The sequence below is a fragment of the Pseudopedobacter saltans DSM 12145 genome, assembly GCF_000190735.1.
Taxonomy (GTDB): Bacteria; Bacteroidota; Bacteroidia; order Sphingobacteriales; family Sphingobacteriaceae; genus Pseudopedobacter; species Pseudopedobacter saltans.
Genome location: NC_015177.1, coordinates 4,269,930 through 4,291,793, shown reverse-complemented (window position 1 = coordinate 4,291,793; position 21,864 = coordinate 4,269,930). Strand labels below are relative to the sequence as shown.

The 21,864-nt window shown below is 36.7% G+C and carries 20 protein-coding genes; 9 read left to right on the top strand and 11 right to left on the bottom strand.

The genetic code is table 11. The annotated features are described in order from the left end of the window. Window position 1: 1 nt before the first annotated feature. Window positions 2-1,693: a protein-disulfide reductase DsbD family protein gene (locus PEDSA_RS18080; protein WP_013634613.1), complete on the bottom strand. Its 1,692-nt coding sequence runs from the start codon at window positions 1,691-1,693 to the stop codon at window positions 2-4. A 13-nt stretch (window positions 1,694-1,706) separates the two neighbouring features. Continuing rightward, window positions 1,707-2,153 (bottom strand): protein-disulfide reductase DsbD domain-containing protein, encoded by a 447-nt coding sequence (locus PEDSA_RS18075; RefSeq protein ID WP_013634612.1) that lies wholly within the window; start codon window positions 2,151-2,153, stop codon window positions 1,707-1,709. A 275-nt stretch (window positions 2,154-2,428) separates the two neighbouring features. On the opposite strand from PEDSA_RS18075, the gene PEDSA_RS18070 reads away from it, so the two are divergent. Next, window positions 2,429-3,460 (top strand): patatin-like phospholipase family protein, encoded by a 1,032-nt coding sequence (locus PEDSA_RS18070; RefSeq protein WP_013634611.1) that lies wholly within the window; start codon window positions 2,429-2,431, stop codon window positions 3,458-3,460. Here PEDSA_RS18070 and PEDSA_RS18065 read toward each other — a convergent pair whose 3' ends face one another. Together PEDSA_RS18065 and panB are read right to left on the bottom strand one after the other, a co-directional pair. After that, complete coding sequence (locus tag PEDSA_RS18065; protein ID WP_013634610.1) at window positions 3,461-4,168, bottom strand: RluA family pseudouridine synthase; 708 nt, start codon at window positions 4,166-4,168, stop codon at window positions 3,461-3,463. A 158-nt stretch (window positions 4,169-4,326) separates the two neighbouring features. Next, the gene (gene panB, locus PEDSA_RS18060; protein ID WP_013634609.1) at window positions 4,327-5,142 is read right to left on the bottom strand and encodes a 3-methyl-2-oxobutanoate hydroxymethyltransferase; all 816 of its coding nucleotides are present in this window, start codon (window positions 5,140-5,142) and stop codon (window positions 4,327-4,329) included. 311 nt (window positions 5,143-5,453) lie between these two features. On the opposite strand from panB, the gene carA reads away from it, so the two are divergent. The 3 genes from carA to PEDSA_RS18045 all read left to right on the top strand — a co-directional run bounded on the left by carA (window position 5,454) and on the right by PEDSA_RS18045 (window position 7,688). Continuing rightward, window positions 5,454-6,554 carry a glutamine-hydrolyzing carbamoyl-phosphate synthase small subunit gene (gene carA / locus PEDSA_RS18055; RefSeq protein WP_013634608.1) on the top strand — a complete coding sequence of 367 codons (1,101 nt, stop codon included), beginning with the start codon at window positions 5,454-5,456 and terminating at the stop codon, window positions 6,552-6,554. Window positions 6,555-6,622: 68 nt separating this feature from the next. Further along, window positions 6,623-6,967 carry an SdpI family protein gene (locus PEDSA_RS18050; protein ID WP_013634607.1) on the top strand — a complete coding sequence of 115 codons (345 nt, stop codon included), beginning with the start codon at window positions 6,623-6,625 and terminating at the stop codon, window positions 6,965-6,967. Between the two features lie 13 nt (window positions 6,968-6,980). Further along, window positions 6,981-7,688: a VIT1/CCC1 transporter family protein gene (locus PEDSA_RS18045; RefSeq protein ID WP_013634606.1), complete on the top strand. Its 708-nt coding sequence runs from the start codon at window positions 6,981-6,983 to the stop codon at window positions 7,686-7,688. Between the two features lie 105 nt (window positions 7,689-7,793). Here the strand turns inward: PEDSA_RS18045 and ahcY are convergent, their stop codons facing one another. Further along, window positions 7,794-9,110: an adenosylhomocysteinase gene (ahcY, locus tag PEDSA_RS18040; protein ID WP_041537150.1), complete on the bottom strand. Its 1,317-nt coding sequence runs from the start codon at window positions 9,108-9,110 to the stop codon at window positions 7,794-7,796. Window positions 9,111-9,287: 177 nt separating this feature from the next. Here ahcY and PEDSA_RS18035 point away from each other — a divergent pair, with 177 nt between their 5' ends. Continuing rightward, window positions 9,288-9,698 (top strand): BrxA/BrxB family bacilliredoxin, encoded by a 411-nt coding sequence (locus tag PEDSA_RS18035; protein WP_013634604.1) that lies wholly within the window; start codon window positions 9,288-9,290, stop codon window positions 9,696-9,698. A gap of 38 nt (window positions 9,699-9,736) precedes the next feature. Here the strand turns inward: PEDSA_RS18035 and PEDSA_RS18030 are convergent, their stop codons facing one another. Beyond that, window positions 9,737-10,537 (bottom strand): hypothetical protein, encoded by an 801-nt coding sequence (locus PEDSA_RS18030; protein ID WP_013634603.1) that lies wholly within the window; start codon window positions 10,535-10,537, stop codon window positions 9,737-9,739. A 50-nt stretch (window positions 10,538-10,587) separates the two neighbouring features. Between PEDSA_RS18030 and PEDSA_RS18025 the strand changes: the two genes are divergently transcribed. Beyond that, entirely contained in the window at window positions 10,588-13,077 is a 2,490-nt protein-coding gene (locus PEDSA_RS18025) for a M1 family metallopeptidase (protein ID WP_013634602.1), read from the top strand. An 11-nt stretch (window positions 13,078-13,088) separates the two neighbouring features. On the opposite strand, the gene PEDSA_RS18020 is transcribed toward PEDSA_RS18025, so the two are convergent. The 4 genes from PEDSA_RS18020 to dcd form a co-directional block, all read right to left on the bottom strand. Further along, window positions 13,089-13,964 carry an SDR family oxidoreductase gene (locus PEDSA_RS18020; RefSeq protein ID WP_013634601.1) on the bottom strand — a complete coding sequence of 292 codons (876 nt, stop codon included), beginning with the start codon at window positions 13,962-13,964 and terminating at the stop codon, window positions 13,089-13,091. 43 nt (window positions 13,965-14,007) lie between these two features. After that, the gene (locus PEDSA_RS18015) at window positions 14,008-14,772 is read right to left on the bottom strand and encodes an enoyl-CoA hydratase/isomerase family protein (protein ID WP_013634600.1); all 765 of its coding nucleotides are present in this window, start codon (window positions 14,770-14,772) and stop codon (window positions 14,008-14,010) included. 2 nt (window positions 14,773-14,774) lie between these two features. Further along, complete coding sequence (locus PEDSA_RS18010; protein WP_013634599.1) at window positions 14,775-17,471, bottom strand: TonB-dependent receptor plug domain-containing protein; 2,697 nt, start codon at window positions 17,469-17,471, stop codon at window positions 14,775-14,777. Window positions 17,472-17,547: 76 nt separating this feature from the next. Next, a complete protein-coding gene (gene dcd / locus PEDSA_RS18005; RefSeq protein WP_013634598.1) occupies window positions 17,548-18,084 on the bottom strand; it encodes a dCTP deaminase in 537 nt (178 codons plus the stop codon). 71 nt (window positions 18,085-18,155) lie between these two features. Between dcd and PEDSA_RS18000 the strand changes: the two genes are divergently transcribed. From PEDSA_RS18000 to PEDSA_RS17990, 3 genes are all read left to right on the top strand, one after another. Then, a complete protein-coding gene (locus PEDSA_RS18000; RefSeq protein ID WP_013634597.1) occupies window positions 18,156-18,797 on the top strand; it encodes a 4'-phosphopantetheinyl transferase family protein in 642 nt (213 codons plus the stop codon). 118 nt (window positions 18,798-18,915) lie between these two features. Next, a complete protein-coding gene (gene lipB / locus PEDSA_RS17995; RefSeq protein WP_013634596.1) occupies window positions 18,916-19,626 on the top strand; it encodes a lipoyl(octanoyl) transferase LipB in 711 nt (236 codons plus the stop codon). Window positions 19,627-19,819: 193 nt separating this feature from the next. Continuing rightward, window positions 19,820-20,911, top strand: a complete 1,092-nt coding sequence (locus PEDSA_RS17990) for a lipase family protein (protein ID WP_013634595.1) — start codon at window positions 19,820-19,822, stop codon at window positions 20,909-20,911. A 157-nt stretch (window positions 20,912-21,068) separates the two neighbouring features. On the opposite strand, the gene PEDSA_RS17985 is transcribed toward PEDSA_RS17990, so the two are convergent. Further along, window positions 21,069-21,731 (bottom strand): MgtC/SapB family protein, encoded by a 663-nt coding sequence (locus PEDSA_RS17985; protein WP_013634594.1) that lies wholly within the window; start codon window positions 21,729-21,731, stop codon window positions 21,069-21,071. Window positions 21,732-21,864: the final 133 nt, after the last annotated feature.

Sequence of the window (21,864 nt, the reverse complement as noted above, 5' to 3'; positions counted from 1 at the left end):
TTTATCGCCCGGAAGCTTTAAATCTCTCGAGCCCGCTATCTAAAAACTTCAAATAACTTTCCGCGTTATAATCAGCGCCAATGGGAGTCACAAGTACATTTCCTTCATGATCTAAAAGCACATAATAAGGTTGCGAATTGGCATTATATTTAGCGGCCTGAAAATCACTCCACTTATTACCTATCGTTTTTATTTTCTTTCCGCTAAAAGAAGAAATTGTTTGTTCTTCTAAAGGAAGTGCGGTCTTATCATCAACATATAACTGAATAATTACATAATCATTAGCTAAACGACTATATACATTCTTATCCGGCCAAACGCTGGCTTCCATTTTACGGCAGTTCACACAGGCATGCCCTGTAAAATCCAGCATCACAGGTTTATCAACTTCCTTTGCATAGGCCATACCTTCTTCATAATCGAAAAAAGTATCCAGATTTAACGGTGCATGGAATATATCGCTATATTTTTTTGATTTATTGCTTTTTTGTACCGTCGAAACGCCACCAGAAATAGAAGGAGTATATAAATCAAAGTCTTGCGTAGCCTGAGGCGGCAAAAATGCAGAGATAGAACTTAAAGGCGCTCCCCATAAACCCGGTATCATATAAATTGTGAATGAAAGCGTGATTATCGCCAGGAACAATCTTGGAATAGAGACATATTCAACCGGAGAATCGTGAGAGAAACGGATCTTACCTAAAAGATATAACCCTAATAATCCAAATATGACTATCCACAATACTAAGAAGATCTCCCGATCAAACCAATTCCAATGATACGCCAAATCGACATTACTTAAAAATTTAAGTGCCAATGCCAATTCTAAAAAACCTAAAACTACTTTCACACTGTTTAGCCAGCCACCTGATTTTGGTAAACTTTTAAGCCAACTTGGGAACATTGCAAAAAGTGCAAATGGAATGGCAAGCGCTAAGGCAAATCCAAACATTCCTATAGCTGGACCCAATAAATCTCCCATCGAAGCTGCCTGCACCAATAAAGTTCCTATAATTGGTCCTGTACAGGAAAAAGAAACCAATGCCAAAGTTAAAGCCATAAAAAACAGCCCTGTAAAACCACTTTTATTGGATTTCTCATCCACTCGATTTATCCATTTAGAAGGCAATGTAATTTCGAATGCACCAAAGAATGAAACCGCAAAAACCACTAACAAGAGGAAAAAAACAAAATTGAATATTCCATTTGTCGAGAGCTCATTTAATGCGTCAGCTCCAAAAGCTACGGTAACCAGCAAGCCCAAAACAACGTAAATCAAAATAATGGAGAGACCGTAAATAAGTGCCTGACTAACCGACTTCGCTTTTGAATGGCTTTTCTTTGTAAAAAAACTTACCGTTAATGGTAGCATTGGAAAGATACAAGGCATCAATAAAGCCGCAAATCCACCTAAAAATCCTGCGATAAAAATACTCCAGAGAGACCTTGATTCCTGTTCTTTTGCTATAAGTGTGCCTTGATCTTTTATCCCATTATTCTCTTTATCTCCGGATACATTCTTTAAAGTAGTTTGCTTTGATGAAGCAGAGTCAAGTGTATCAGCATTTTCATCTATGTCAACAAATTCTAATCCCTCAAAAGAAACGGTATCACTATTTTTCGCCTCCAGGTTTCCAAATTGTAAAAAACAAACAAAAAAAAGAGCAAAAAAAGACGGGAACTTAAATCTCATATCCTCAGATAGTTTATTTAACAGCTATACTAAAATCTATTTCTTTGGGAGGTAAACACTGTTTATCATTACATGCCATGTATTCAAGTGTTCCTTTAACCACTGCTTCCTTTGCGTTTAATTTTATTTTTTGTTGAAAAACAACAGAATTATGAAAGTATGTAACATTCATACCGAAAGTCTTTTCGAATTTAGACAGAGGATTAGGTTCGATAACATTTCCGATTAAACTGAATGTCTTTGCTGCTGTAAATTTAAAACTTGTTGGTATGGGACCTCCCTCTTCTACATGCTGAGAATAGATATTCCATCCAGGCTGAATGGTTGCTTTTAGAAAGACAACTGCTTCCTTGTCATTTACTTTTTTTGCTGCATAACTCCATTTTACAGGATTTAAAATTTGAGCCTGAGCTCCTATTGCGAAAAGAACAGAAAATACTGCCATTAATACATTTTTCATATAGCGTAAATATTAAGATTTCTAATCAAGATTAGCCAAATCAGCCTCATGTATATAATGTTGCAATTTAACTTATTTGTTTCAAATAGCCTTTCTCTGATATAAAATTTTGGTTACACTCATCCTCATTCCCCTAATTTGAAGTAAAACTGGTTAAATACTGACAAAACTCTACATTAATCCAAACACAGAACATATCACTTCATTTTTGATTAATATTAAAAATGTATCAAATAATTTTTACATTAGGTTCGTTATTAAACTTATGCCATTGAATGAAGGTTATCTTATCAATAGATGGAGGCGGAATAAAAGGGATCATTCCCGGGATGATTTTGGTCAGCTTGGAAGAAAGATTAAGAGCAAAGACAGAGGACCCCAATGCTTCAATAACAGATTATTTTGACTTTTATGCAGGGACAAGTACCGGTGGAATATTAACCAGCCTATTACTTTGTCCTTCCGATCACGATCCATCCCGCCCTAAATTCTCAGCAGAAGAGGCGCTTGATCTATATCTTAAACATGGAACGGAAATTTTTCAGACAACTCCTTTTAAGAAAATACTAGCCAATTTTGGTTGGGTAACAGAAAAATATAATGACAAAGCGTGGGAAGAAATTCTTGAAAAGTATTTTAAGAAAACTAAACTTAGTGAACTCATCAAACCCTGTATCATAACGGCGTACAACATCGAACTGAGAAAAGCACATTTCTTTAGGCAAACGACTGCAAAATCGAGAGGGACTCATAGAGATTTTTATGTAAAAGACGTGTGTCGGGCAACTTCCGCAGCTCCAACCTATTTTAGCGTCGCAGAGATTTATTCTCTGGCCGGCGTTAGATATCCACTGTTAGATGGCGGCATGTTTGCTACCAATCCGACCCTGAGTGCTTTTGTAGAAATAAAAAAAGATCCGGGTGAAGTAGTAACCAAAGATGTTTATATACTTTCTTTAGGTACAGGTATTTCTAAAAAGTCTTACGACAGCGATGAAATCAGACAAACCAAAGCATTATTTGTTGTACCGGCATTATTAGATATGATGATGAGCGGTGCCACAGAGATAAGTCATTTTTATATGATGCAGATTTGTTCTTTCCTGGGTATTTCCAAGCAGTACATAAGATTGGAACCAAAGGATATGCAAAGTGTAGACGAACGCCTGGATGCCGCAACTCCTAAAAATATCAAAAAATTGGTTTCACTCGCCGATCGTCTAATCAGCGAAAGAAACTTATTACTTGATAGAATTGTAGATAAATTAATTGATCTGAGGAGACATCCCGAAGAATTGAAAATCTAGTTATTTCTCCAAAGAAGTGAATTTATTCCAGAAGCCATCTTTAGGCAAAGGAGCTTCTATAACAATCTTTTCTTTTTTCACAGGATGTATAAACTCTAATCGCTTCGCATGCAGAGAAATACTTTTTGTTCTGCTACCTCTTGGATAGCCATATTTGTTGTCGCCAACAATAGGACTTCCTAAACTTGCCATCTGTACTCTGATCTGATGAGGACGTCCTGTAATGGGATCAACTTCTATTACATAATAACCATCTATATGACCAATAACTTTAAAATTCAATTCTGCCCTTTGTCCGTTTGGCACTTCTTGATTATATGCTGTGGTAATATTCTTACGTGGATTTTTAACTAACCAATGCACCAGGTTCCCACTCATTTTAGATGGTTTATTTTTAACCACTGCCCAATAAGTCTTATGCATTTCCCTTTCTTTAAACATTTTGTTTACCCGATCTAACGCTTTAGATGTTTTAGCAAAAAGGATAACACCACTTACGGGTCTGTCTAACCTATGAACTACACCTAAAAAAGCTCCATTTGGCTTTTTATATTTTTCGGCGATATAGCTTTTAACCATCTCGTCCAGAGAAAGATCTCCTGTGTCATCAACCTGTACAATCCAGCCTGCTTTTTTGTAGATCGCTATCAGGTGGTTATCCTCATATAAAATGTCCTTATCGGTTATGACATAAAAATCTTGTTTCATTCCGCGAATTTAAAGTTTTAAGGCTAAAGTTCGAAGTCTGGCTCCGGAGAGAAAGCGGCACTAAAGACCAATTTACTAATGAACCAACAGAAAACTAGGGGCTTAAAGCAATATACCGTATTAACGCAATTTACCAATGAATAATTCAACTCAATGAGCTAATACTGCTCTTTCTCATTAGGGAAATCGTTGCTTTTTACATCTGCAATGTATCCTGCTGTAGCGCCTTTTATTTCTTCATATAAGTTTAAGTACTGACGAAGAAATCTCGGTCTGAAACCTTTTGTTAAGCCTAACATGTCATTAACCACTAAAACCTGTCCATCACAATAACCTCCGGCTCCAATACCAATAGTAGGAATATCCAGACTTTCCGTTACGTCCTTTCCTAATTGAGCTGGTATTTTCTCCATTACAATAGCAAAACATCCTGCTTCCTGCAAAGCAAGAGCATCTGTTCTCAACTTGTTGGCTTCAGCTTCTTCTTTGGCCCTTACGGTATAAGTTCCAAATTTATATATAGACTGAGGGGTTAAGCCCAGATGTCCCATCACCGGAATTCCGGCTGTAATTATTCTTTGCACAGAATCCATAATTTCGATTCCCCCCTCAAGCTTAACGCCATGTGCACCGGCTTCTTTCATTATTCTGATAGCGGAGCTTAATGCCTCTTTTGAATTTCCCTGATAAGAACCAAAAGGCAAATCTACCACTACAAATGCTCTTTTAGCAGCTCGTACAACCGATGCCGCATGATAAATCATCTGATCTAAGGTTATTGGAAGAGTAGTTTCATGTCCGGCCATTACGTTCGAAGCCGAATCACCTACTAATAACACATCCACTCCAGCATCATCCAAAATAGTTGCCATAGAATAGTCGTAAGCTGTTAGCATAGCTATACGCTCTCCTTTTTGCTTCATTTCTTGCAGACTGAAAGTGGTTACTCTTTTTATTTCCTTATGTACAGACATGTTTGCTTAATTTTAAGAGTTAGCAAATAAAACAAAGCAAAGGTAGAAAATTGAATGTATTATATTTCTATTATGAAGAATTACACACAGACAATTTACATTTAAACCCACTTTACCAGGCATTTTGACAAAAGAGTAAAAATACTTCAAATATTATTATAGAAATTTATTGAAAATCCCTTAAATTTGCACCCCGATATGAAAGATAAGAAAGCTCTTATTTCAAGCTTAAGATTCGGAAGATTTATTCCCCATCCTTCTTTTTTTCAAAACCACCAGAATTTTATTTATTTAAAATATAACGATCAGTAATGAACGCAAATTACACCAAACTACCAGCGGTACTTTTATTAGCAGACGGCACTGTTTTTCATGGAAAAGCTGCCGGAAAAATTGGTACTACAACTGGCGAAATCTGTTTCAACACAGGTATGACTGGGTATCAGGAGATTTTTACAGATCCTTCTTACTATGCCCAAATCATGGTTACAACCAATGCACATATTGGCAACTATGGTATTCACTCAGATGAAGTTGAATCTGGAAGCATTAAAATTGCTGGATTAGTTTGTAAAAACTTCAATATTGATTACAGCAGAAAACAGGCAGACAAATCTATTCAAGATTACTTTCAAGAAGAAAACATTGTAGGAATTTCTGACATTGACACTCGTCAACTGGTAAGATATATCAGAGACAAGGGTGCTATGAATGCTATCATTTCTTCAGAAATAACCGATATTGATGAATTGAAGGCTAAATTGGCAGAAGTTCCTTCTATGGAAGGCTTAGAGCTTTCCTCTGTGGTAAGTACAAAAGAAGCTTACACTTACGGTGATGAAAATGCTCCAATAAAAGTGGCGGTTCTTGATTTAGGTATCAAGAAAAACATTTTAAGGAATTTTGACGAGAGAGGCGTATTTACAAAAGTTTTCCCCGCAAAAACTTCTTTTGAAGAAATGGAAAAATTCAATCCGGACGGATATTTTGTAAGTAATGGTCCTGGTGATCCGGCGGCAATGCCTTACGCTGTTGAAACTGTTAAAGATATTCTAAAATCCGAAAAACCGATGTTCGGTATTTGTTTGGGTCACCAGTTATTGGCTTTAGCTAATGGTATTGGCACAATGAAAATGTTTAACGGACACCGTGGAATTAACCATCCGGTTAAAAATATCATTAAAGATAAGTGTGAAGTAACTTCCCAAAACCATGGTTTTGGTGTTATTCCTGACCAAGTTAAGAATTCAGATAAAGTTGAAATTACCCACATCAACTTAAATGATCAATCTATCGAAGGAATCAGAGTGAAAGGTAAAAAAGCATTCTCGGTACAATATCACCCGGAATCTTCTCCAGGTCCACACGATTCAAGATATCTGTTTGATGATTTCGTTGAAATGTTGAAATAGAAATTTTAAGAGCCGGAAATTAATTCCGGCTTTTTTATTATCTTATCCTTAAATAAACAATAAGGATAATGAGTCTCCCTTCTTTTTATTTGCTGGCATCGTCGGGCGTTATTTTTATCATCTGTGGATTGATATTAATCAAATATCCTCCAAAAAGTATAAATGCCTTTTACGGGTATCGTACGCGCTCATCTATGAAAACGCTGGAGCGATGGAATTTTTCGCAGGTTTACTCCGCAAGAGAGATGATTAGATTAGGCTCGATCATGTTAATTATATCTTTAATCTCTCTGATTTCTCCACTAAGTGATCTTTTCAATATGATAACATGTTTGGCTACACTCGCTTTAGCTTGTATAGCATTGATTTTTAAAACAGAAAGAGCTATAAAGAAAAAGTTTGGTCACCATTAATTCCCTATTCCCAATGATAAATGACCCTATAAACAATTATCTCGCAAAACACTATATAAAAAAAAGCAACTGGCTTAGAGCTGCTGTGTTGGGAGCTAACGATGGTATTCTTTCTACGGCAAGTATTGCTGTCGGTGTAGCCGCGGCCAGCTCCACGAGAGAACCTGTTATTTTAGCTTCATTGGCCGGATTAGTTGCAGGCGCACTTTCAATGGCTGCTGGAGAATATGTTTCTGTGAGCTCACAAACTGACATAGAAAAGGCAGATATTGAACGGGAAAAATTGGAACTGGAACAAATGCCCGAGTTTGAGTTTGAAATGCTGACAAAGATTTATGAAGAAAGAGGCCTGAAACGAGAAACGGCACTTTTGGTCGCAAAAGAACTTTCGGAGCATAATGTTCTGAATGCACATATCAGGGACGAGCTTGGAATCACAGAACTGCATCAGGCAAACCCATTGCAGGCTGCTCTAGCTTCCGGAGCATCTTTCTCCTTTGGCGCTATTTTCCCATTATTGGTTTCCATTTTTCTTCCGCTAGAAAGTATGGTATATTACCAATATGGCTGTGCAATCATCTTCCTGGTTATATTAGGTGCTTTAGCGGCTAAAACCGGTGGATCAAGTATAAAGAAAGCAATTATAAGAATTACACTTTGGGGAACTATAGCCATGTTTTTAAGCGCTCTGGCTGGACATTTATCGGGTGTTAACGTCTAAAATCACAATTTTGCTTCCAACTCGCTGAAATGATGAAAGCGTCCAAACAAAAAAAGGCAGGTTAAATATAATTAACCTGCCTTTTTATCAAAAAATAAATTTCGACTAATATCTGTAGTGCTCCGGCTTAAATGGTCCTTCTATCGAAACACCTATATAAGCTGCCTGATGTGGATCTAAAACATCCAGCTCTACACCTATTTTCTCTAAATGCAAACGAGCTACCTTTTCATCTAAATGTTTTGGTAAAGTATAAACTTTATTTTCGTAAGCAGCAGTATTTGTCCATAACTCCAGTTGTGCTAAAGTTTGGTTTGTAAAAGAGTTACTCATCACAAAACTTGGATGTCCGGTTGCACAACCCAGATTCACTAATCTACCTTCAGCCAATAAAATGATGTCTTTACCATCGATTGTATATTTATCAACCTGAGGTTTGATTTCAACTTTCGTATTTCCGTAGTTTTTGTTTAACCAGGCTACATCAATTTCATTATCAAAGTGACCGATGTTACAAACAATAGCTTTGTCCTTCATCACTTTAAAATGCTCTCCTCTTACTATATCACAGTTACCTGTCGTGGTTACAACGATATCTGCCTCTTTTACCGCATTGGCAAATTTCTTCACTTCGTAGCCTTCCATAGCAGCCTGTAAAGCACAAATAGGATCGATTTCAGTAACGATTACACGTACACCTGCACTTTTTAAAGATTCTGCAGAACCTTTACCTACATCACCATATCCGGCAACTACTGCAACTTTACCAGCCATCATCACATCGGTTGCCCTTCTGATTGCATCTACCAAAGACTCACGGCATCCGTATTTGTTGTCGAATTTAGATTTTGTCACAGAGTCATTTACGTTAATAGCGGGTAAATGCAATGTTCCGTTTTTCATTCTCTCATACAAACGGTGTACTCCGGTTGTTGTCTCTTCTGATAAACCTCTAATTCCGGCAATTAATTCTGGATATTGGTCAAATACCATATTCGTTAAGTCACCACCATCATCCAAAATCATGTTTAATGGCTGACGATCTTCTCCAAAATACAAAGTTTGCTCAATACACCAGTTAAACTCTTCTTCATTCATACCTTTCCAGGCATAAACAGAAATTCCGGCAGCAGCAATTGCCGCAGCAGCATGATCTTGAGTTGAAAAAATATTACAAGAAGACCAGGTGACCTCTGCTCCTAATTCAACAAGAGTTTCAATCAGAACAGCTGTCTGGATAGTCATGTGTAAACATCCAGCAATTCTGGCTCCTTTTAAAGGTTTCGCAGCACCGAATTCCTTTCTTAACGACATTAGCCCTGGCATTTCTGCCTCTGCCAATTCAATTTCTTTTCTTCCCCATTCTGCAAGGGAAATGTCCTTAACTTTATAAGGTACGTAAGTTGTCTCTACTGATGACATATGTATATAATTTCCGACAAAGTTAGCCAATAAGCTAATCAATACCAACGCCTTAGTAAAATATCAAACTCCGCATCTCTATTATGACATTTGATTGATAACGGCACTTTGGCAGGTAAATATAAAATTGCTTAGTTTTGTAATTATTTATTTACTAGCAATCAAACAATTACTAAAATGTATCCAGAATATTTAGTTGCTCCAATGAGAGCAGATTTAACAAATGCAGGTTTTGAAGAATTAAAAACGGCAGAAGAAGTGAAGAACGCAATAGAATCTGCAGGAACTACATTTGTTGTAGTTAACTCTGTTTGTGGCTGTGCAGCTGCAAATGCAAGACCTGCCGCTAAAATTGCAGCGGAAAACACAAAAAAACCAGGTAAATTGGTTACTGTTTTTGCTGGAATGGAAAAAGATGCGGTCGATGCTGCAAGAGAGTATATGCTTCCTTATCCTCCATCTTCACCAGCTATGGCTTTATTTAAAGATGGAAAATTAGTTCACATGATTGAAAGACACCAAATAGAAGGTAGAGGTGCACAAATGATTGCGGATAACCTGATTGTTGCATTTGAACAATATTGTTAATATTTTTAAAGGCTTAAAGCAGAGAATTGCTTTAAGCCTTATATTTTGAGTTTTCCACTTTCCCTAGTGTAAAATAAAAAGTAGTTCCCATTTCCTATTTCAGGATTATTGATGGCTATCTGATAAATCTTATTAAACATAGCAAGAGATTCATCTAAACGTTTCATCTCTGCATAAGCAATTGCCTTATTATTGTTTATCCCTATTTCCAAATCTACCGATTTTATAGTAGCGTTATTTATAGAGTCTGCCACATCTGCATAATCAATAGCCTGTTTAAACTTTTTTAACTCTACAGAAATGGCGCTTAGTTTTAAATATGAAGCAATAATCCCGCGTTTATCATTTAATTTCTCGTTTGCTCTTAAGGCTTCCAAGGCGAATCTGGTAGATTCCACGAACTCGCCTCTTTTTCCATATACTACTGTAATCAAGTTATACCCCCTTGCCAGATACTTTAACCACCCTTGTTTTTTGGCAATCGCGATACCTTCTTTGCAATAGCTCTCCGCTTCGGCCAGTCCACCATGAAAAAGCAGGATATTAGCCATATTAAGGTTAATAATACATTCTCCCTTCGGGTATTTTCTGTCTCTAAAATATTGTAAGGCTTGAGTAGCATAAAATTTCACCGAATCGACCGATGTGGTCTCAAAACTTTTCATTAATCCGGAATATGCTTCAACAACGGTAGAGTCATCTTTAGATCCCTTGATGATTGTCTTAAAATCCTCTCCTTTAGCTAAATCAGTTAATAAAAAAAAGCAGAACAAGGAAAGGAAACAGTTTTTCATGTATGCAATAATAGCAAAAAGTACTTGTTTCAACCAAATCAACATAACAATGAAAAATTCGAAATATATTCGTTATTTTAATATTTTAGGTGTCGATGAAGAAATATGTTCTAACAAGTTTATTAATATCTATATATAGCATTTGTTTATTCGCTCAGAACTCAAACACAAACAGTTATGCTTACCGGGCTTCAAGGGAGAAAATTAATAACCTTATACATACTAAACTTGATGTAAATTTCGACTATTCAAAAAGGCAACTTTTAGGAAAAGCCTGGATTACGCTTAAACCTCATTTTTACGAGACCGACTCGCTAAAACTAGATGCAAAAGGAATGGATATAAAACAGGTAGCTTTGGCAAAAGACCTCGAGCTGCTTCCTCTCAAATATTCTTACGATAGCTTGGCAATAAAAATCAATTTAGACAAAAGCTATAAATCCAATGAAGAATACAAAGTTTTTATAGAATATACTGCAAAACCAGATGAATTAAAAGCAAACGGCAGTAAAGCAATTACCAGTGCAAAAGGACTTTACTTCATCAATCCTGATAGCACTGTTGCAGGAAAACCAGTACAAATCTGGACGCAGGGAGAAACAGAATCATCGTCTGTTTGGTTTCCTACCATAGATAGTCCTAATCAAAAAACCACACAGGAAATCTATATTACCGTCCCCTCAAAATACAAGACACTCTCTAATGGATTACTAATAAACCAAAGAGCCAATAATAACGGAACAAGAACAGACTACTGGAAAATGTCTTTGCCTCATGCACCTTACTTGTTCATGATGGCAGTCGGCGATTTTAGAATCATTGAGGATAAGTGGCAAAATATCCCTGTACAATATTATTTAGAACCCAAATATGCACCGCATGCAAAGGCCATTTTTGGGGATACCCCAAAAATGATTGATTTCTTTTCTAAAAAATTGGACGTAGATTACCCCTGGGAAAAATATGCTCAAATCGTTGTTAGGGATTATGTTAGTGGCGCTATGGAAAATACAACGGCAACCCTGCATGGCGACTTCGTACAGCAAACTTCAAAAGAAATACAAGACGAACATATAGGTGAAGATGTTATCGCACATGAACTTTTCCACCACTGGTTTGGTGATTATGTTACAGCAGAAAGCTGGGGAAATTTAGCTATTAACGAATCCTTTGCCAATTTTAGCGAAATGCTCTGGAGAGAGCATAAATATGGTAAAGATGAAGGTGATGCAAAAAACTATGAAGATTTACTTACTTACCTCAATGATTCATCTGCAAAAGAGAAGGATCTAATCAGATATTACTATAGGGATAAGGAAGATATGTTCGATTTGGTGTCTTACCAAAAAGGTGGAAGGATATTAAATTTATTGAGAAGCTACATTGGAGAAGAAGCCTTCTTCAAATCGTTGCATCTTTTTCTCAAACAAAATGCGTTTAAAACTGGTGAAGCCCATCAATTTCGCCTGGCGATTGAAGAGGTTACGGGCCGTGATATGAGTTGGTTCTTTAACCAGTGGTTTTTTGGAAATGGCCACCCGGAATTAGACATTAAATATCAATGGAATGAAAAGAACAAAACACAATACGTTTTCGTAAAACAGCTGCAAAGCAACAAGATATATACGCTTCCTGTTAAAATAGATATTTACAGCAATAATCAGGTTGAAAGACTGGCTACTACTCTTACTAAATCGATAGACACACTAACTTTTAAACTTGACAGGAAGCCCGATCTGGTTAACGTAGATGCGGAAAAAGTTCTATTGGCAAAAAAAACAGATCATAAATCTATGGAAGAATATGCATTTCAGCAGAAAAATGCCCCTCTTTACCTGGATAGATTAGAAGCTCTGGAGGCCGCAATGGCAAATTTAACAGACAAAAAGTCAACCCAAATCATACAAAATGCTTTACAAGATCCTTCCTATAGAATTAGAATAAAGGCAATTGAATCTTTAAACTTACAAAAGACATCACATCGGGGATTTGCTATTAATACTTTAAAGAAGCTAGCCGAGGAAGATCCTAAAAATCTTGTAAGAACCGCCGCAATTGACGTTCTTGCCCGAACCAGAGATAAAAACTTCACCAAACTCTTTGTTTCTGCTCTTAACGAAAATTCTTACGCAATCCAATCCGCTGCACTCTCTGCGCTTACAGCGCTTAATTTTAATCTTGCGCTGGAGAATGCCCGAAAACTGGAAAAAGATGCCGAAGGTTCATTAACATCAGCTATAGTTTCCATTTATGCCAGCAACGGTGATACTAACGACTTTTATTACGTACAAAAATCTTTCAGGGACGCTTCTCTTAATGAGAAGATTATAATGATACAGGACTACGTTGTTATGCTTGCTAAGCAAACAGACACAAAAACGGTAAAAGAAAGTATTGATGAGCTTTACAAAATAGGCATACAAAACAAAAATTACGGAATAGATAAATACGTTGTTGGCCTTTTAGATACTTTTATTATCTACAAGAAAGAAGAGCTTCCAAAAGTCACTTTGGGAATTAAGGCCCAAACGGAAGAACAGATAAAATATGCGGAAGAAAAAATCAACTCACTTTTAAAAATGTAACAGAGAGTTTTTTATTTATTTTTATTTCTAATCATTTGCTCCAATTGATCCCACATATTGTCGGGAATTATCTCCAGACCATTTAACTGACCAGCTCCCTGCAGCCACTCTCCTCCGTCAATTGTAATAACTTCTCCATTGATATATCCCGAATAATCGGAGAGTAAATAAGCGGCTAAATTTGCCAGTTCCTGGTGCTCTCCTACTCTTTTTAAAGGAACCCGATTTTTAAAATCAAATTTTTGAGCCAAATCTCCCGGTAGCAAACGATCCCACGCTCCTTTGGTAGGAAATGGCCCCGGAGCAATCGCATTGGTCCTGATTTGATATTTACCCCATTCAGCAGCCAAAGATCTGGTCATAGCCAAAACGCCTCCTTTGGCACAAGCGGAAGGTACTACATATCCCGAACCGGTGAAAGCATAAGTTGTAACAATATTCAAAACCGAAGCGGGTTGTTTCTCCTTTATCCAGTGCTTTCCAAAAGCCAGAGTACAATTAGCCGTCCCCTTTAAAACAATATCAATTACTGTACTAAAAGCATTCGACGAAAGTCTCTCAGTAGGAGAAATAAAGTTACCTGCAGCATTATTCAATAAGCCATCTATTCTGCCAAACTTATCCAAACCAGCTTGCAACATCAGCTCAACCTGTTCGTAATCCCTTATATCGCAAGCAATCGGAAGCACAGCCGACCCGGTTGATTCCGCCAGTTCATGAGCAGTATTTTCCAGCACATCATATTTTCGGGATGTAATAACAACATTTGCTCCAAGTTGCAACAAACTAGTCGTCATAGATTTCCCTAAACCTGTGCCGCCACCAGTAACAACATAAGTTTTACCTTTTAGAGCATTGTCCCTTAACATTGGCTGATTAGCTTTCATATCAATTCGTATTTTTCAAACAACGTCATGCTGTTTTATTTGTTTACTTTTTCGCTTTAAGATTATCAATAATGGTTTTGATAATCAACCTTGTTCTTGGTGACCACCATTGCTCCAAAACTTTCCTCAAGGTTTCAGATTGATCTTCAGAGACTTTTTTGATAAGACTTTTTCTTAGATTCGATTTACTTTGCTGCCACGTGGTATAATCATACTGCAAATATTCCTGTATTTTCTTTTCTGCTGCTGTCATTAAGGAATCGATATTTGCTGAGGCATCAATTAATCCAATTTGTTTAGCTTCTTCAACCGTAAATAGTTTACCTTCTAAAATACTTTGGTAGGCTTTGCCTTTGCCAATCCAAAATGCATAAAGTTCGAAGATACTATCGGGAACAATAATTCCTACCGGAACTTCGTTCAAACCAATAATATAGTTACCTTCTGACATTATTCTATAATCGCAGCATAAAGACAATACACAACCGCCGGCAGGACTATGCCCACTAATCGCCGCAATCATAGGTTTTTGAAAAGCTGTTAAAATTTTTACCAACTCCAGAAAATCAATCCAAAAAGATTCAATTTCAGTTTCATCATAATCGTAAAGTTCTATCAAATCCAATCCGGCAGTAAAAAAGCCATTTTTACCGGTTAAAATAACACCGCCAATATTTTGGTCCTGCTGGATATTACCAATCATGGTCTTCAGCTCATTTACCATTTCCCGATTTATAGCATTAGATGATCCTCTGTCTAATGCTATAATCGCGACTTTTTCTCTAATAGTTACTTTTAATGTATTCATAACTAATTCACATTATAATGTATCACCTTCCTTCCAATATGTCCTTTCAAATCCGTTCCCTCTATCACTATCCTGTATTTCCCCTGCCCGTCAGCATTAAAGAATGAGAATTTTGCATTTCCTACAGAATCGGTTATTACTCTTGGATTCCAGTAAATTGTACTTCGGTAATCTCTCATGCTTGTGATACCTTCCGGCTTATCATAATTAGGCGAATAAAATTCCTTTGCAACAAATAAACCAATTGGCATATAAGAAATTATACCCGGAGAATAGCTATTAGAGAAACCGCCACCTCCACCTCGTTTAGTATTGATAACAATAACACCTCCTGATCCACGTGAACCATAAATAGCGGTATAACTGATATTTTTTAGGATTTCTACGCTCTCTACATCGTTTGGATTTATAGCATTCAACATATCTGGTTCTACATACATTCCATCCAGGATAATTTGCACCGGATTGCCCATATTTCGCATAAAATAAGCTTCACCATTCTGGAAGATAAGTCCCGCGACTTTTCCCTGTAATGCAAATTCCATAGTAGGCGCATTTTCCAAATCTTTCGCTCCAATAATCATATCGGCATTTCCCGGGCCATTTAAATTAGATGAGTTTTCAAGTTCTTTTTTCTTTTCTATCACTTTTACTTCTTCCAGCATAATAGTTCTGTCTACCATACCGTACTTTAACAATTCCTCATACTGTGTTTTACTGCTCTTCAAATAAGCCAACATAGACGAACTGATATTAACCGATAAATCGTTTTGCTTTATTTTCGGGATAACCTGGTCTCTTATATCATCTTCCATTTCTATCTCCACAAATTTTTTCCCTTTTTCAGATCTCGCCTGAATTACGAATTTGGTACTGTCCGGAAAGAACAGGCTATCAATTACAAATTCTCCATTTTCATTTGCTGTCGCTTGAATAATAGAAAGGTTCTTTCCTCCGAAAGCTATAATAGAAGCATTTGGAACAACTTTTTTATTATTTTTCACTTGTCCCCTTAAAGCCAGCGTATGTTCTGGTTTGTATTTTAGATTTGGCCAGCTTTGGTTCAAAACATCTGTCCATTTAAATCTCCGCCAACCTTGTGTCAATAACAAATTATCAAGTTGCTCTAACTTAGTTGCGTCCTGGTTTACGAAGTAATAATTAGGATTTTCAATATTTCCCCTTAAATCGGAGTTTAATAGTAATTCTGAAAGAATTGTATTTTCCTCCTCTTCAATAACCGGAACTTTAGTCTCGTCAATTACTGCAACAGAATATGAACCTACAACATTCTCTGCTTTCGGATCTTTGGTATTTAAAGAAACACTCACTTTCTCTCTGGGGCGGTATGTTCCTTTCAACCCCGAGGTTGCCATTTTCAGGTAATTGTCCTTATTTACAAAGAACAGGCGTTCGGCTAAAGGCTGCATCAATTCATTGAATAAAGTAACCTGAGAAATTCCCAATGGAAAATCTTTCAGTGAAAACTTTACCAGAAACCCTCCCTGATCGGACAGTTTGGCTTTTGCAGAATAGATCAAATTCCCTGAAGATTGCGCTACAAGATTAAGATCTTTTCCCAGGTTATTCGAAATAAACGGATTATTCGCCATTACTCTTAATACTACACTATCTACTTCAGCCCTTTGCGACAAACTCAAAATAATTCCTTCTTTTTTAGATTCGGGCAATGGATATTTACGTTCACTCCCGTCCTGAAATTTAAGTACACCAAAATACTTTTTACCCATTTCAGGGCTAAGATAAAAACTGCCAATCCCTTTATATTTTGGATTTACAAGCGCAACAGGATTTCCTGAATCATCTTCAATATGTCCTTTTATATCAGCACCTAAACCATCCGACTTTAAAATTTTAAACCCTACTCGGGACCTCAATCCCTCTACCAAATCTCCCCCTTCAGGAAAAAATTGCAAACTGTACTCACTGGATGTATGAGTTACCGGAATAACTTTATCAACAACAGCCCTGTCCGTTACCTTCAACGAAGTTGTTATCATACCCGTTTTCTGACTTGACATTGGCTGACTGAACTTAATTTGCGCATTCCCCTGTGCATCCGTTGTTACCTTCCCTCTAAAAGCGTCTTTACCATCCAACTCAATCTTATAAGCAACTTCTCTGTTTGCATATGGATTTCCCTCAATATTTTTATAGTTGATGGTTGCAACAACCTGTTCCTGATTTCCAGAAGGTGTAAATGCATAATGGGTTTCCACAATGGTTTGATTTGTTCGAATATCCCCAACTTTAAAGATATGATCGTAATAATAATCAGTATCAAAGTTTCTCATCCAATTGGTGTATGCCCGTATCCGGTAGTTACCTTCTTTCAGAGTATCCGGCAATGTAAAATTCCCCCAGCCCGTACCTACTGTTAGCGGAATCCTAATCCTTTTTTTTACCTGATTTTTCTGATCTAATAACTCGGCATACAGCAGATTACTTTGTGGCGAAAAACTCAAATCTTTAGAGTTTAGCACATAAGCCTTAAACCAAATTTCGTCTCCACTGGCGTAATAAGGCTTATCCGTATGTAGATAAACTTTTTCCTGAATGTATTTACCGTTATATTTTTCAAACGAATCTACCAGAGTCTGCAGGGAACTTACGCCTGGTATAAAACCTAATAAAGAGCAAACTAAAAAACAAAGTGCTGCATAGGTAAGGTTTTTCATGATTATGTGATTTTCTGTTTATAATTTTATAATTCTATCGAATAAAAAAACCTCTTTATAAAAGAGGTTTACTGTATTAAAAGCGATTTTTCCACATCATACTTTCTACCGGTCTTGTTGTCTTGTTATTGTATTTGGCATTGCTTTTTGTAGCATAAAATGTTTCTATGTCTCCTTCAACAACAAAATAAATAAGTTGACCAATAGGCATTCCTGTATAAACACGAACCGGTTGAGCCACGGATATTTCTAAAGTCCAGGTATTACAAAATCCTACATCGCCTTTTCCTGCCGTAGCATGAATATCAATCCCTAGTCTTCCTGTACTGGATTTACCTTCCAAAAAAGGCACATGTCTATGCGTTTCTGTATATTCTAATGTGACTCCAAGATACAAAGTACCCGGATGCAAAACATAACCTTCTTTAGGGATTTCAAAATGTTCTATTTCGTTGTGTTTTTTAGCATCTAATACCCTGTCTTTATATACCGCCAGATATTTCCCTAAATGTACATCATAGGAATTTGTCCCTAAACATTCCCTTTTAAACGGTTCTATAATGATTGAGCCCTCTTCTATTTCTTGCAGTATCCTCTTATCGGAAAGAATCATTGTGTCTCTTGATTTTATTCTCTAAAATATGATTAATTTAAAATAGTTTTGTAATTAATTAAATTTATAAAATGCCGCTAATCCATTTAGAAGAAGTTTCTCCTCAAACCTTTATAGGTTTATGGAAAATTGAAGAAAGCGCCGAATATTTAGAAAAAAAACTTCAGCTAAAAGCACATGAGCTTTCCGTATTAAGATCTTTGCAGGGAGAAAAGCGGAATCTACACTGGCTGGCAACCAGAGTATTACTTCGTAAGATGCTCTCTACCGAAGAGTATATAGATTGCCAACCCGACGAAAATGGGAAACCGATCCTATTAAATCTCCCACATAAAATATCTCTCAGCCATTCGTATGACTACGCTGCTGTTATGATTTCGTTGGAAAAAGAAGTAGGAATAGATATCGAAATTATTAAGGAAAAGATAGACCGTGTAAAACATAAATTCCTCAGTGATACCGAACTCGCTTTTATAGAAAAAAAACATAATCTGGAACATCTTTACGCTTGCTGGTGCGCAAAAGAAGCCCTTTATAAACTGAACGGAAAAAAGGAAACATCTTTTAAAGACAATATTCATTTAAATCCCTTTATCTTTCAGGCGAATGGCTCAATACAAGCCAGCATAAGCAAGGAAGGTGGAAACAGGGAATTCCGGGTCAATTATCGCAAATTTGGGAATTACATGTTAGGCTATGTAAAGGGAGATTAGCTTAATTTAAATGATCCCTTTATTAAATTGGTCATTGGTATCTTCAAGCTTATCGTCCTCTCAAACAACCAGACTTTTCTGTCTTCGAACTTCAGACTTAAAAGCTTAAATTTGCATCATGCAACAGAATAAGATAGTCATTTTTGAAGATTGGGGATTAACGGATTATGAAGAGGCCTGGGCCAGACAAGAAGATGTCTTTTATAAAACTGTCGCCATTAAAACTGAAAACAGAAACTTTCCCGAAACAGCTAAAGAAACATCCAATTTCTTAATATTTACAGAGCATCCGCATGTTTATACCTTGGGCAAGAGCGGCAAGCCGGAAAATTTACTGTTAGACGAGGACGGCTTACAAGAAAAACACGCCACTTATTACAAAATAAACCGAGGCGGAGACATAACCTATCACGGTCCCGGACAAATTGTGGGTTACCCTATCCTCGATTTGGACAATTTTTTTACTGACATCCACTTGTATCTCAGAACCTTAGAAGAGGCTATTATTTTAACATTAAAAGATTATGCCATAGAAGCAGGACGATATGAAGGATATACCGGTGTCTGGATTGATGCAGACAACGAAAAAGCCAGAAAGATTTGCGCCATGGGTGTCCGATGTAGCCGCTGGGTAACTATGCATGGTTTTGCATTTAATGTCAATACCGATCTTTCTTATTTTGGAAATATCGTCCCTTGCGGAATAGATGATAAAGACGTTACATCTATGAAACGTGAATTAGGAAAAGAGGTCGATCTGGAGGACGTTAAAGAGACATTAAAGAAGCATATTGCCAGCTTGTTTGGAATGCAGATTCAATATAGTTAAAATCAATAGGTGTTTATCTTCTGCTCAAGCTTCAAAAGCATCATCAATCAATAATATAAAAACAAAAAATATTACGTATTTTCATTAGTAGAAATATGCAGGTAAACGACAGAATACCCCGGACGAAATATACATTGCAAAAACAATGATTTAGCCCTAAATTCTGTCATACTTATATTTTAAACCTTCTACTATGAAAACTATTTACAAAACTATTACTCTAGCATTCTTATTGCAATTAACGCAATTTTCATTTGCTCAAAAACTAATTCCTGGTTTCGATAAAAAAGAATACATAGCATTACTAAAATTAACAGCCAAGAACAGCGATCCCGCAGTCGTTAAACATATCCCGTTTCCTGAAAATTACACCATGTTATACCGTTCTCCGGTAATGGGCCTCGATAATGTATGGGAACTTTGGAAAAATACCGACAATATCGGTGTAATCAGCGTTCGCGGTTCTACCGCAAAAACAGAAAGCTGGTTAGCTAATTTTTATGCAGCATCCATCCCTGCTAAAGGGACATTGAATCTATCAAAAACGAATCACTTTGACTACGAATTGGCACAAAACCCCAAGGCAGCAATACATACAGGCTGGTTAGTTTCTACAGCTTTCATTATGCAGGATCTTGTCCCTAAAATAGATTCTTGTTATAAGGACGGGATTAAGGACTTTTTAATTACGGGACATAGTCAGGGTGGAGCTATCTCTTACCTGATTACTGCGTATTTATATAATTTACAAAAGAGAGGAACCATTCCTACAGATATCAGATTTAAAACCTATTGCAGCGCTGCTCCTAAACCCGGAAATTTATTTTTTGCTTATGATTATGAACTCATGACAGCTGGCGGATGGGCCTTCAATGTCATCAATGCTAGAGACTGGGTTCCGGAAATGGCATTAACCGTTCAAACGGTCGACGATTTTAATAATGTAAACCCTTTCGCATTTTTCAAGGAAAGTATAAAAAAACAGTCATTCCCCAAAAATCTTGCTTTAAGATATTTCTATAACAAATTAGACCGACCGGCTAGAAAAACGCAACGCAATTATCAGAAATACCTGGGAAAAAAGATAGCCGGATATGTACATAAATATCTTCCTGAATTTGAAGCACCAATTTATTTTAAAACCAGCAATTACGTTCGTACCGGGACAACTATTGTTTTGCCCGAGACAGGAGATTATACTGTAAAATACCCCGACAACAAAGAAAAATTCATGACACATCATCAACCCGAAGCATACCTCTATCTGGCAGAAAGGATGAAATAGCAGCAAAAATCAAACACCAAGAGTTGTTTGTCTCTTAGCATATTCGCTACCAAAAAATTGCTCTAATAATTCCGTTAGCCCAAACGTGGTACACTTCCTTTATTTTTAATTTACATTGTAGTTCAGAAGCTATAAAATCTATCGGGATGTCGGAAATTTAAAAATCAAACTCCAGGATATTTTCATCCTGAAGCATAGTCTCAACAAAAAAATCATGATTTTTCGGGCTACCTATAGCAATCCAGGTACCCGAAATAATTCCATTGGCCAGACGCTGTCCACCTCTTTTTATCTTTAATTTATATTTCTTTAACGATTCTTCATAGATATCCAATCGTTCCCCATCATACTTTTTTACAATCTTATATACACGCATTGTATATCTCCTTTCAAAAAATTCTTCTACTACCGGAAAAAATAAGAGAGATAGTAGAGCGACAAGAGTAACACCTATTGCCTGCTCAATATATCCGGCACCAACTGACATTCCTAAAGCAGAAACAATCCATATTACGCATGCAGTAGTTAGCCCAGAAACTCTGTTTTCATCTTTAAAAATAACGCCTGCACCCAAAAAGCCTATACCGGTAACAATATTAGCAGCAATCCGATCATGGCTATTAACCCCAATTTTAACAGAAAGAATCGTAATCAGGGTCGAACCAAGACCAATCATGATCATGGTTTTTAATCCTGCTTGCTTGTTTCTAAATTCTCTTTCGGCTCCAATAACGCCACACAATAAAGTAGACCACAAAAATTTGTTAACCTCCGATTGGGTTAAGAAATGTGAATTGTCTATAAATTGATCTAAGTTCATACCTCTTATGAATAAGCTAATTAATTTTTATGTTTGAATTTAACTCAAAAAAGCCAGATATAATTATTTTAAATTTTCCCGGACTTTTTCCAAAACAAAAGAGCAAAATCTCTGGCAAAGTTAACATAGTTTA